General features: G+C 37.6%; 9 protein-coding genes. All 9 read left to right on the top strand.

Annotation, left to right across the window (positions count from 1 at the left end):
* Positions 1-953: 953 nt before the first annotated feature.
* The 9 genes from F752_RS0117380 to F752_RS0117335 all read left to right on the top strand — a co-directional run bounded on the left by F752_RS0117380 (position 954) and on the right by F752_RS0117335 (position 12,808).
* The gene (locus F752_RS0117380; protein ID WP_017733025.1) at positions 954-1,181 is read left to right on the top strand and encodes a hypothetical protein; all 228 of its coding nucleotides are present in this window, start codon (positions 954-956) and stop codon (positions 1,179-1,181) included.
* Positions 1,182-2,096: 915 nt separating this feature from the next.
* Entirely contained in the window at positions 2,097-2,432 is a 336-nt protein-coding gene (locus tag F752_RS0117375; RefSeq protein ID WP_017733024.1) for a DUF805 domain-containing protein, read from the top strand.
* Positions 2,433-2,621: 189 nt separating this feature from the next.
* Positions 2,622-3,935 carry a hypothetical protein gene (locus F752_RS0117365; RefSeq protein WP_152425188.1) on the top strand — a complete coding sequence of 438 codons (1,314 nt, stop codon included), beginning with the start codon at positions 2,622-2,624 and terminating at the stop codon, positions 3,933-3,935.
* A 2-nt stretch (positions 3,936-3,937) separates the two neighbouring features.
* Positions 3,938-4,357, top strand: a complete 420-nt coding sequence (locus F752_RS0117360) for a hypothetical protein (RefSeq protein WP_017733021.1) — start codon at positions 3,938-3,940, stop codon at positions 4,355-4,357.
* 1 nt (position 4,358) lies between these two features.
* On the top strand, positions 4,359-5,843 hold the full coding sequence (locus F752_RS0117355; protein ID WP_017733020.1) for a hypothetical protein: 1,485 nt from the start codon (positions 4,359-4,361) through the stop codon (positions 5,841-5,843).
* 18 nt (positions 5,844-5,861) lie between these two features.
* A complete protein-coding gene (locus F752_RS0117350; RefSeq protein ID WP_017733019.1) occupies positions 5,862-9,290 on the top strand; it encodes a hypothetical protein in 3,429 nt (1,142 codons plus the stop codon).
* Entirely contained in the window at positions 9,265-10,278 is a 1,014-nt protein-coding gene (locus F752_RS0117345; RefSeq protein ID WP_017733018.1) for a hypothetical protein, read from the top strand. The genes F752_RS0117350 and F752_RS0117345 overlap by 26 nt, the downstream gene beginning before the upstream one ends.
* Before the next feature lie 8 nt (positions 10,279-10,286).
* Positions 10,287-12,056, top strand: a complete 1,770-nt coding sequence (locus F752_RS0117340; protein WP_017733017.1) for a hypothetical protein — start codon at positions 10,287-10,289, stop codon at positions 12,054-12,056.
* Positions 12,056-12,808 carry a hypothetical protein gene (locus F752_RS0117335; protein WP_017733016.1) on the top strand — a complete coding sequence of 251 codons (753 nt, stop codon included), beginning with the start codon at positions 12,056-12,058 and terminating at the stop codon, positions 12,806-12,808. The genes F752_RS0117340 and F752_RS0117335 overlap by 1 nt, the downstream gene beginning before the upstream one ends.
* Positions 12,809-12,908 lie beyond the last annotated feature (100 nt).

Genomic DNA, 12,908 nt, shown 5'->3' with positions numbered 1-12,908 from the left:
GGGAAGGAGGAAGGGAAATGATAGTGAGAGCGAATTCAGCCTTTCCGCTTATCAGCAAAGATAGGCCTGCATCCGAAGCGGTCAAGGGTATATAAACAGCCTGCGGCTGCCCCTGACAGCTTCTCCTTCCGGCCTGAAAACAGGCTACTAAGCCGGAAAGACCGGGGGAGTGGTTAGGTGATAGGAGAAAGGTCGGTTGAAATTCTAATTACCTCCATGGGAGAAGGGGAAAGTTTCTCATTGAGGACTTCTTCTACCTGTTCATATGAGGCTGCCATGTGGCCAGGAGGTATTTTTCCTTATCACCTTCTTTCAGGGACAGGAAGCCGTACTCATAACAGAACAGGTAAACCTGCCCTTTGCTGTTCTTCCAGTAGATGGTAAAGAAGGAGCTGCAATTCCGGATGATGAACTGCTGGCCGTGCAGCCTGCCATTACCTGTTTGTGTATTCTAATATCCACCTCCTGCCAATTAACTTCCCCCCCGGAAATCCCATTTATATAAAGGAGAGAAAGACTGTAAATCAAAAAGTAGAACTCCGTCAATGGGTGTGGAAGAAGGAAGTAACAAGCCCTCGAACTAGCTGGAAAAAGCAGGAACAAGCAATGAGCATCTGTGCCCAAGGAGACGGAAGCTGAGGTGATAGCCGGACTAGCAAACAGGAATAAGTTTAAAAGTAAATCCCATCTTTATGGGATATCTATCCACTTAGAGGAGAGCCTTCCCTCCCTGCACCAACAGCTTTCCTAGGCTGAATCAGAAAATGGAGTACTGCTCTGGCTGCTGCAGAGTGAAAGATCTAAATAGAAGAAAGAAGAGACAGGAGAATCCATACAGTATCTTCTGCTGTTCATAGAAGAGATACTGCACTTTCCAAGATGGCTCCAGCTTTCTTAGATGGGGCACCTGCTGTGCTTATCCAAAGGCAAGAACCGAAAGAAGAAAAAAAGGAATGAGCCTCGCAGGGATTGGCAATACTGCTGTAGGTACTGCTGGCGTGTTGCTGCTGAAAGACCAGTTATTCGACAAGGAACACAGAGTTCGTCTTCAACAGCAAATGGGTCATCTCCTTCGGCAGCAGGCATGGATCGTCAAGCAAATGGGAGTGCTAAGTCAAGAGATAAGCAGATTAGGTAAGCCAAAGGAAGGGTCATCTTTTAGTGGGGACTTAATGATTTGATTTTAGAGGAAGGTGAATGATGATTTATTTGTAGAAGCTAAGAGTTACCCGAAAAGTCAGGTACCCGAAAGGAGACATCAATTTAAACTTTCTAGTGGTCCAGCTGCACTGATTCTTCCTTATATCCGTCATTCGATTTTAAGTGACTTATCTGATTTCTTCCTTAGGAGGAGAAACCCTTACAGAAAATGCTGAAGTGCCTTTAAGGTTGGGTAAAAAATGCTACAAGTTCTAAATTTCTAATATGATAAAACTATAAAAATAGGTATACTATTACTTCAATTTGAAGTAAAGAAGGTAGCATTGAAACGACTAAGGATGGTTCTGCTAAGGTTAAAAATCTGCTGATGTAGCCATTCTATTCATAGTCTATAATCCTTATTGTAATGGCTTCCTCTATCATTACTTTTTACCACAAAGAATGTTAGTCTTGGAAAGATTATCTTTTCTGCTCTTACGGTTCAGCATTCTTTTTTTTTACATAAATAATTATCGAAGGTGTAACATACAATTATAATTTTAATGATTTTCAGATAAAATAGTTTTTATCTGTTTTGAAAAATAATGTTTAAATTATAGTTATAAAATTACTTTTTGTGACCCTTCTGTTTCTTTTGAAGTGGTAAGGTTTGAATTTTAGGAAGTGGGCTTATTCATAAGGTCTTTATTATCAGACAATACTATTTACCTTTCTTCCGTGCCTTTTGAGTAAAGGTACGGAAGAAAGTCTCTATTTACTTTTAAGAGGAAGTGGTGTGGTTGGAATATTAATATTTAGCATTAGCAAATTTTTTAGTTTACAGAACTCCTACAGCATGTGATTTCCTCTGTTATTATAGCCCCTTTTTTAATTATTTAAATATTAAATTGGGCTGCTGTTTTATTAGAAACATTGTTAATTTTAAATAATTTAAAATGTTCAATAACCCATTTTCCTTTAAGGGAAGAATCAGAAGAACCGAATATGGTCTTAGCATGATCATTTATATAATACCTGCTGTCTTCCTTAATGCATTAGTTGAGTCTGACCCATCGGGGGCCTTTGCATTAATCGCTTTAATATTTTATGTGCCCTTACTCTGGTTTATTTGGGCACAGGGCGCAAAAAGGTGCCATGACAGGAATAATTCTGGCTGGTTTCAAATCATCCCTTTTTATGGTTTTTGGATGCTGTTTGCAGTGGGAGATAAAGGAGGCAATGACTTTGGGACTGATCCAAAAAAGAAGAGAAGCATGGAGGAATATGCCTGACTTTAAGGTTTAAAGTTTTTTGATTTGTGGGTAGGTTGAAATTGAAATGGATATTTCGACAGAACCTTTAAATCTTATAGGCTGACCGTTATTAAAAGCAAAGGTTTTAATCCTTTTTAGGAATGAAGAAAGAGTAACTTCCTGAAAAAATGAAACTGCTACAGAACCCCTTTTACAAGAATTTTTAAAATGAAAATTAGATTAAAGCTCAGGTCAAATTTAATCATAGCAGCTGCCTTTCTTTCTTTGATTTCATGCAATGATAGAAGGAGTACATCTACGGAAGAGCCAGCCAAAATTGATACTGTAGGAACTACTAAAGTAATTACAGCCAGTGCTACCCCCATTAAAATCTCAACCAGTCACTTTTATTTTGAAAATTCAGGAAGTATGGATGGCTATGTGAATGGTCATTATGATATTCAGGTTGTATTAAGGGAGTTGCTTTTTGCGATAGAGTCAAAGTCTGATAATCAGAAATTTTATTTTTTTAACACTCAGCCTCATCCTCAAGGTAATAGCACAAAGGACTTTCTTAAGAAACTTACTACTGCCGGTATTAAAGTAGGGAATAGGAGTACCAGTGATCTAAACTTGATGTTGGAAACAGTATTAAGTAGTACCAAGGATGGTGATATAAGTTTTCTGGTTACAGACGGTATATATTCCGTAAATGGTGATCGAGCTACTGTTCTTGGAAAACTTAAATCTGCTTCCGTAGGATCCTTCTATAAGTTTAAGAATCGGCTTGATAAATCCGATGTCCAGACAATCCTTATTAAGCTTGAGTCAAGGTTCAATGGGTATTACTATCCAGCTAAGGGAGGTAATATTAAAATCAACCAGAATCGGCCGTACTACGTGTGGATCTTTGGTTCTCCGGAGAGAATTGATCGGGTGAGAAAAGAAGTCAACTTTACAAACTTGCCTGGGTATTTGAATCATGCAATATTTCAGGTAAATGAAGAAGAATCTCCTTATTACTCTATACATCCTTCTTATGCCAGAGAGGGGGAATTCAGGAATGAAAGAAGTGGAAAAGTAGGAGGTCCAGTTACATCTATTACAAATGTAGAAAAAGACAGGCGAAGTGGGGGCTTTCAATTTGCTGTTGGTGTGGATATGAAAAAAGTAACAGCTGAGGAGTCATACATTTTAAAGCCAGAGAACTACCAGTTAAGTAGTGATAAGTATCAGATTAAGGAGATTGTTACTGCTGACAATCTTACTGGCAAACATGCTAACCAAATACAGGGGACACCAATTACTCACCTTATTGTATTGAACACATCAAGCTATCCAGTAGATAATTTAGAAATTTCATTAAGTAATAAATTACCTGCCTGGATAGGGAAAACACATTCGAATGATGACAGCAAAATAAAAGGAGACTCAGAAACTACATTTGGGTTCCAGTACTTAATCGATGGTATAGCCAGAGCGTATCAAAGGCAGTCTGATTCACCAGAATATTTTAACATTTCAGTAAATATTAAAAAATAACAATGAGCGAAATATTTGCACCTTTTTTTGAATGGGGCTCTCTCTTTGTCGAGCCTTATTCCAATGATTTGTTTGATGGAACAGGTTATACCTACCTGGGTTTAATCATGCTATTATCTTCTTTAATGGTCATGCTGGTATTTTATTATCTCTGGAATCCGATTTTCGGAAGATGGTATCACTGGGGACTAATGCTGGCAGTATCTGCTGTAGTCGCTTTTGGAGCATCTTATGGGGTATTAAATGAGGAACTTATAAAGTATCTATATAACCAGGATTACCCTGATGTTGAGTTTTTTATTTTTACCATTTCCGGAATGGCAGCTTTCTACACCCTGGTGTCTTCTTTTATTTTAAGCTTTATAGTTCGTATAGGGAGTTCCAATAATAAGGCAAATCCCTTCCCTCTAAAACTCAGATAGTATGGCTAAATTATATGTATTTGGAATAGGTGGCACCGGTTCGAGGGTGCTTAGGGCACTAACCATGTTGATGGCGTCGGGAGTTGAAATAAATAGCAGTATAGACACCATTGTTCCTATTATCATTGACCCTGATTCAGCAAATGGCGATATGAACCGGACTGCGGATATTCTTACCAAGTATCAGGAAATTAAAAAGCCATTCGAAAATGAAAAAAGCGGCTTTTTTAATGTTAAAATAAAAACCTTATCTCAGCTTACCGGACAGAGTCAGCAAAATGTCTCTGATAATTTTAAGTTTGAGATCAATGGGACACATAGCCGGAAGTTTAAAGATTATATTGGATATAACAGCCTGGATAATACTAATAAAGCCTTCTTAGATCTTTTGTTCTCCCAACATAATCTGGAGGCAGATATGGGTGTAGGGTTTAAAGGAAACCCAAATATAGGCAGTGTTGTGCTTAATCAATTTACAAAGAGCCCGGAGTTCAATCAGTTCCTGGCAAGCTTCAGTAAGGACGATAAAATATTCATTGTAAGCTCTATTTTCGGCGGGACCGGTGCATCAGGCTTTCCGTTATTGCTGAAAAATTTAAGAGAAATTAATGCCGCAGATGGGAAAGCATTTCTTGTAAAAGATGCGGTAATAGGAGCAGTCACAGTACTGCCCTACTTTAAGTTAAAGCCTTCTGAAGATGAAAATAGTGAGATTAATTCTTCATCATTTTTAGGTAAGACGAAAGCAGCACTCGCTTATTATGAAAGAACTATAGTTGCCGATAAGCGGCTGAATAGCTTTTATTATATTGGTGACCACGATGGTGGAATGTATGATAATTATGATGGCCGAGATAAACAAAAGAATCATGCGCACTTCGTTGAGCTCGCTAGTGCTTTAGCAATTGTTGATTTTATTGCAGAAAGTCCACATCTCAGCACTGCCAATGGGATTGCAGAAAGTCCAAGGTATAAAGAATTTGGTGTTGAAAGCCAGAACGGAAGCATAGCATTTAATTCTCTGGGCACTAATTCATTTTCTACAATAAGTAAACCCCTATCGCAGTTCGCTTTATTTTCATTGTATTTGAAGATCGGCCTGGAAAAAGCAAAAAATTCCACTACAACCTGGCTAGAAGAGAAGGAAAATGGGGTTCCTAAAAAGTTTTTTTCTGATTACTACTTTAAAAACAACCTCAGTAAGTTCATTCAATATTTCGATGAATGGCTTGATGAGATTGAACATAATAGACCCTCTTTTAAGCCATTTAACTCAAATGTAAGCTATAATAACGCGCTTGAGTTTGTGGAAGGGTATAAGCCGAGGAAGAAGTTAGGCTTTTTTAATAACGCTGATATTGGCATCCTAGATGGTAAGGCAAATAAAGTATATCGGGAATATAGCCAACTATCAAATGAGTCTAAGCTCATCCGAACTTTTTATCATGTGACAGAGGATGTATTAACAGAAAATGTAGGTCTTTAATAATTAAAGGGTATTGAAATGAAGAAGGTTTTTAGAATACATAACGCCGGAGCATCAGAAGCTGACTGGTTTCCATCACTTGAACCTGGTGAGGCCATTACTAAAACAATTAAAGATCCCTCAAATCAGATAGAAGATTTACCAACCTCCATTCCTTCGCCTTTTGCACGAATGGATCTTGTTCGCTCTGCATTTTCTTATGTAAATGATAAGGATAATGGAATAGATGGAAGCACGTACCATCATAAATTAGTTTCGGATGCGCTGGATATAGGGCAGATACTTTTTAACTATGACACAAACGAGGAGCATCTTGAAATTGTAGCCTGGGACAAACAAGAGCAACTTAATTTGCTGAAAGGATCGGGTATGCCCGAGCATCAGGCGCTGGCTGAAACCATGGAATTATTCCTCAACCAGGACAAACAGTTTAACTTTCAGCTGGCTGATAAATTTTATATACTTAAATATAACCACAGAGTGATTGGAGGTACCTCTCCAACAACCTTATTCTTTGCAGCGCCATTTAATGACAAAAAGGCAAAGCACGAGCGCTTGAGGGTAAACATCCAGTTTGGTAATGATATCATGCTTGATGAGAAATATATGCCTCTTTATCTGCGAGAGCCAAAGTTTATCAAGTATATGTATGCCTTATCTAAGAGTAGCAATTTTGCTTCTGTTTTTCGAGAGCTATATGAATATATAGATATTAATATAAAAAAGTTAGGTGTTACAAATCCTGTTTTATTTGATGAGCTAAACAAGCTTAATCCTGTGGATTATTTTGCAGGATTAGAGCGTTTATTTATTGGAGCGGTGGTAGGCGATACTGTAAATGTTCTGAAAGGAATTCCTCTCTATAAGTATGTAAGCAATCCAGAAAATATTCAAAGTGACTTTGTAATAGATAGCCCAAAAAAGGTAGAGGTAAAAGGTAAAGTGCTGTCCCCACTTGTATTGCCAGTTGATGCCTTTAATTATCCGCTGAGGTATACGTCTGAACCATGGAACTCTGCAAACCCAGCCCCGGCAAAAGACGAAACCCCTGTTGTACAGAGGAGGTTGCCCTATGTAAAAGATCATTATCCGTATTTAACACAGGCAGACTTTCTGGAGGATTATTTAATAAAGCTCCCTTATCAGGTAAATCACTCCAAATTTTATACCCTGGATAAAAATTACCTTCTTCCACTAAAGAAAACCTTCTTTGAGTATATTGATCAGGAGCGACTAATTACCCAGGATCTTCTTAAAGTTATAGAACATACGCAGTCTGTTGAAATTAAGCTTAATATCCCTATCAAAGGGAATCAACAGGTAAAGTACATAACATACACGAAAATTTATAAGAAGCCTTCCAGCGTTACAAGTGTTGGTGGTTATTCTGGCTTAGGTGAAAATGACGGAACATTAGTAGAGGCAGAATTTGCAATAGCTGTTTCTCCATTTGTGAAGGGTGATTTCCCTAAAAAAGATTTTCGTGTCGGTGTGGTAAATAAGATGCTATCTCAGCCTATTGATCTTAAGTTCTTATCTGGAAAAGGGGATTCTTTAGAATCGTCTTTCGTAAGTGATCGCTTGAAGACAGCAGCTGATACATCTACCTATTATGTGGTGAAAGAGGATTTTGATCTGGTTCAGGTACGATTAAAAGAAAGCTCCGTTCAAGGTTTTTTACTTCCAAAGTTTAAACAATATACATCCAGTAGTATCAAATACAGTTTTGCAGTAGATTTTGGTACGTCTAATACCCATATTGAATATAAGACTAACCAAATGAAGGATAGTCAGCCTTTTGTTATTGGACAGGAGGAATCGCAGGTAGTCTATACTTTCAAGTCTAGTGATTTAAAAAATATTGTACAACAAAGTTATTTCCAGTTTAGTCATGAAATGCTGCCGGAAAGAATAAATGATGGTAGCAATGAGTACAAATTGCCTATGAGAACAGTTGTGCTTTTCAATGGCGATGTGGATACTAAGAAAGGAACCTACACTTATAATCATTATAACATTGCCTTTGATTTTGAGAAGGCACAGATTCAACCCCACCTGCACCATAAGACAAACATAAAATGGAGTAATTATAATGACACAGACAACAGAAAGCAGTTGGAGCATTACATAGAACACTTACTTCTGTTGTTAAGAAATAAAGTTTTGCTTAATAATGGTGATCTTTCGCAGACAGAAATCACATGGTTCTACCCCTCCAGCATGGGGGAAAGTAAAATAAAGGCATTAGGAACTATCTGGAACAGTAAAGTTGAAGAGGTATTTGGTTTAGAGCCTTTAAAAGTTCTTCGTAGCCTGCCTGAAAGCTTAGCTCCTTTTTACTTCTACAACAATGAAAAGAGTGTTACTGCGCAATCTTTGCCAGTGGTATCGCTGGATATAGGCGGTGGTACTGCTGATATTGTTGTTTATCAGGAAGATAGGCCAAAATTGATTACCTCATTTAAATTCGCCGGAAATGCAATTTTCGGTGATGGATATGGAGGAAGCATGTCTACAAATGGTTTTCTAACCAAACATCTTGAAGGTTACAGAAGCATTCTGGCTGCGAATTCTGATACCTTAAATAAGGTTTTAGACCAGCTATCAGCGAATAGACATTCTGAAGATATCATAAACTTCCTTTTTAGCTTGGCTCAAAATAAGGAATTACAGGATAAGAATGTGCAAACTGATTTTGCAAAAATACTGGCAAATGATGAAGACCTAAGGTTAGTGTTCATTTTATACTATACAGCAGTTTTTTACCACCTGGTTAAAATCTTAAAACAATCAGGCTTTGAAAAACCAAGTACCATTTTACTAAGTGGGTCAGGATCGAAAACAGCCTTTATAGCAGATATTTCAAATAAGCAGTCAGATCTCGCACTATTATTTAATAAAGTACATACTAAAATCACTGGTAACGAAAGTCAGACCAAAATCCAGATAGAGCCGAATCCCAAAGAAATTACAGCAAAAGGTGGTCTGTATACTCAGCGTCAGGATTTAGGGGAACTGGAAAAGCTAACGATTGTATCCTTAGGAGGAGCTTCTGAAAATGGAAGGTTATTTCGGCCTTTTGATACAACACAGGAGCTTGGTAAATTCTCTTATCAGGAAATAAGTGGTTCGAAGGAGGTTTTAGAAAGTATAGTAGAGGAAGTGGTGGATTTTCTTAAGCTCTTCAAGGAGCTTCATAAGGAGATTAATTTTAAAAATAAATTTGGTGTAAGCCAGACTTCTCTTAATGTCATTGACGAAATTTTGAATAGTGGGTATCATGAACTCATGAACTTCTTAATGAGAGGCTTGGAAGAAAAGAAAAAGGAGCTTGGTAGCGACGATGTTACAGCCGTGGAAGAAACACTCTTTTTCTATCCATTGATTGGGGTATTAAATAAACTGGCTAAAGAATCAACCGATGACAAGCAGGAAGAAAGGACGTAGGTCTGCAAAAAGAAAAAGATTGAAACCTGAGGCAAAGGTGTTCATTGTTTTGCTGGTTATCGGACTTGTTGGTTGCCTGGGGATATTGTACTTTAATTCCTCTTTTAGCTCACAGAACACGGATAAAGCCCAGACAGCTGAATTCGAAAGATCTTATGAAGTGGATGAAGACAGAGGCTCTCCAGCAGGAAGCGAAAGGTTAGGAAATAGGAATAGAAGAGTAGCAGAGAATAAAAGCAGTGTGGTTTCATGGTCTGTTAAGCTTTTATTTGTTTTGTTCTTTTTAGCTAGCCTAGTTTTTAATATTTTCTTTATTCGGAAAGGGCACATGTCTGACCTAATAAGCAGAATAGGAGGAGGTACTGGCGGCTATTCTGATAAGGATGAAAGAAAAAGGGAATTGGACACTTCTTTCATAACTGCTCCTTTAAGGGATGAGAATGATCGATTAAGGAGTACGAATAGTAAGCAGGAGAAAGAAATTAAACGACTAGAGGAAGAAGCTAGGCAATTTAAAGCTCATATTGAGCGCCTTATTCAAAAGAGGTCACCTGAGGAGATTTCCTCTAAACCTGAAGTTGCTTCTACAGAAGCATCATATTCAACTCCTTTGCCTACGGTTCCTGTTGAAGAGCCGTCAACTTCTGTGGATTTACAACCGGTGGTTGTAAAAGCCTTTTTTGAAGGTCCTTATGATGAAGGAAAGTTTTCAGTTGATAGTGGGGCAGATGAAAGGAAGTTCCGCTATCTGTATAAGATTGAATATAATAATAGTAATCCAACATCAGGGAACTTGTATCTGGAACCTACCCAAATAGAGTTGGATATCTTGAAAAATTATTCTGATAATATCCTAAAGCCTGCTTGTACTTATTCAAACCCCTTTCATTCAGGTCTGAATGGAATAAAACAGTTAAGCCCAGGAAAAGTGATTCGACAGGGAGACGATTGGGTAGTAAAAGAAAAGGTGCAAATTAAGTTTATCTAAGCAATAAAATGGAAGTAATACTAATCCTCATCATCATACCGCTGCAGGGGTATCTTGCATGGCAAACCTATCAAAAAATCAAAGCTCTTGAGTTTGTTTTTGAATCAACAGAGGACGCAGAGATTATTACTGGAGATGTGCCTGTTTCTTTGGTCAGATCAGGAAAGGTGGAGCCCGTAAAAGATTACATTATTTCAGAAGAAAAGGTTTTTCATGGTGAGTCAACAATAGAAATGGCTTTGCTCTCGGTCTCTCCGCGTAATGAGGTTGAGAAGGATATTATTACAAACATAAATGGATACCTTTTAAAGAATAAGGGAGCTGTTGCTGATTATCACTTGCTGAAAGATATAGTAGATAGAAATATTGACTCTTTAGATGAGGAGATTAACAACTCTATGCCTGCTCCTTTGTATTTGGGTTTAGCTGCAACTATGTTCGGCATAATAATAGGCTTATACAACATGCCTGATTTTAGTGCAGGAACATTTAGCCCGGATATCCTGATGCCTCTACTCGATGGGGTTAAAGTGGCTATGATGGCAAGTGTACTGGGTTTGCTATTAACGACTGGTCTTTCAATAGTATTTTATAAACCATCTAAATCCCAGGCTGAAAAAAATAAAAATGGATTCTTGTCATTTCTCCAAATCAACCTTTTGCCAGAGCTGGTTCGGACAGAAACTTCGGGTATATCTGCTCTCAATGACAGGTTAAAAAGATTTGGTAACATATTAAGTCCAACTATTAAGGATTTATCACAGGTTGTTGAAAGATCTCTTCAGGCGGTAAGCATTCAAGAGAACATAATCAGCAAAGTAGAAGGACTCAATACTACGCAACTCGCAAAAGCTAATGCCAAAGTTTTTCAAGAGCTAAGTCAGATGATGGATTCGTTTAAGCAATTTGCGGTTTATTATCAAGAGCTAAACAGGTCAATGAGCCAAACTGTAGACCTAACCAGTAATTTAAAAGAACTGGTAGGAAGGACAATTGAGGTAGAAAAAATTGCAAAAGGTATAGACTCTACTTTTACCCAGAATAAAGAAATAAACGACTACTTTTCTAAACACTTCGAAGAATTTGAATCTAGAGAAGCTGCGATGAAATCTGTGGTTGATTCTTCAGAGCGAGCTTTAGTTGATATTATAGAACAGATGAAAGGAGTCGTAAAACGGAAAGCGGATGAAGTGAAGGAGGTGACAGTTGAAATGGAACCGAAATTAAGACATGCTTTTGATTCATCGATAAGGGCAGTAGAAAATATAACGAAGGATCAAGTTCATCAGATAGAGAAGGTATTTGAAAGTTCCAAACCCAAATTTGAGAAGCTTGAGAAGCTTGATAAAATAGAAGAAGGGATCAATATTCTCGCAACACAAGGAGTCAGGGATTCGGAAAAACAAGATTTGTTGCTGCTGGCAGTAAAAGAACTTACTACGGTAATGAAGGAGACAGATAGTAAAAAAAGTGAAAGTAGAGATAATGATGCTCTACTGCTAGAATTGAGGAACATAAGCAAGGGACTTGAAAACTTCTCAAGAGGACAAAGAAAGGAGGATGAAAGTGAAGAAAAAGATAACGACTTAGATGATAATAATGAAGAGGATGGCAATTACAAAGAAATTGATTTAAGTCAGGTATTAATGTCCGGAATCGATGCTGTAAAATCTAAGCCAAAATTGCTGATAGGAATTAAAGTCACTGGTGCTATTAGCTTAATTGCGGGAGTGGGCTATGTAATTGTAGCATTGCTTGATAAAACCTTTATAATGTAATGAAGAAGGGTTCTTACTTTTGGATCGGTTTTTCAGACCTAATGACAAGTTTGTTTTTTATCATGCTTGTGATGTACGTTATTACTTTTGCTTACCTGAAATTTGGGGAGGGGACGATTGAAAGTATAACAAGAGAAAGAGATGATTTGGCTGGAAGATTGACTGATCTAATGAAAGAAAGAGATGCTCTAAAGGCTCAAATGGATGGAATGGAAGGCGAAATCCTAAAGTTAGTTAATGAAGTAGATAAGTTTAATGAAATTAAAAATGTGGAGGCCGCCCTTTCAACATTAGATGAAAAATATTATTCCTTTGACCCTGACAATAAGCGTTACAAACTCAACATTGATGTACAGTTTCCATCCAATAAGTCTGATATTAAGAAGCTACCAGCTAAAGAAAGAGATCAACTGAAGAAGGCTGGTAGGGAACTTTATGGAAAGGTAAGTAAGCTGGTAAATGAAAATAAAGAAATAGAATACCTTTTGGTAATAGAAGGTAATACGCAGCGGTCAGGAGACAATTGGAAAAGGATACCAAATGTAGGGTACATGCTTAGCTATGAGAGAGCATTAGCCCTGTTTAATTTCTGGAAAGCTAATGGAATCGACTTTAATCAGCTAAATGGGCAGTGTGAAGTAATTATTGCAGGAAGTGGGTATTTTGGCCAATCCAGAGAAGCATTTGAGCCGAATAACAGAAGATTTTCTATTCAGGTAACATCCAAAGTAGGCAAGTTTTTAAACAAGTAAAACAGAAATTACAAAGTACCAGATGAGAGTGTATAAAATATTTCTGTTTATCTGTTTATTAAGTCTTAGTGGCTGTGCTGGCTGCTCAAAATCTGGGAGG

The organism is Nafulsella turpanensis ZLM-10 (genome assembly GCF_000346615.1).
Classification (GTDB): Bacteria; Bacteroidota; Bacteroidia; order Cytophagales; family Cyclobacteriaceae; genus Nafulsella; species Nafulsella turpanensis.
This window is presented reverse-complemented; position numbering and strand designations above follow the sequence as displayed.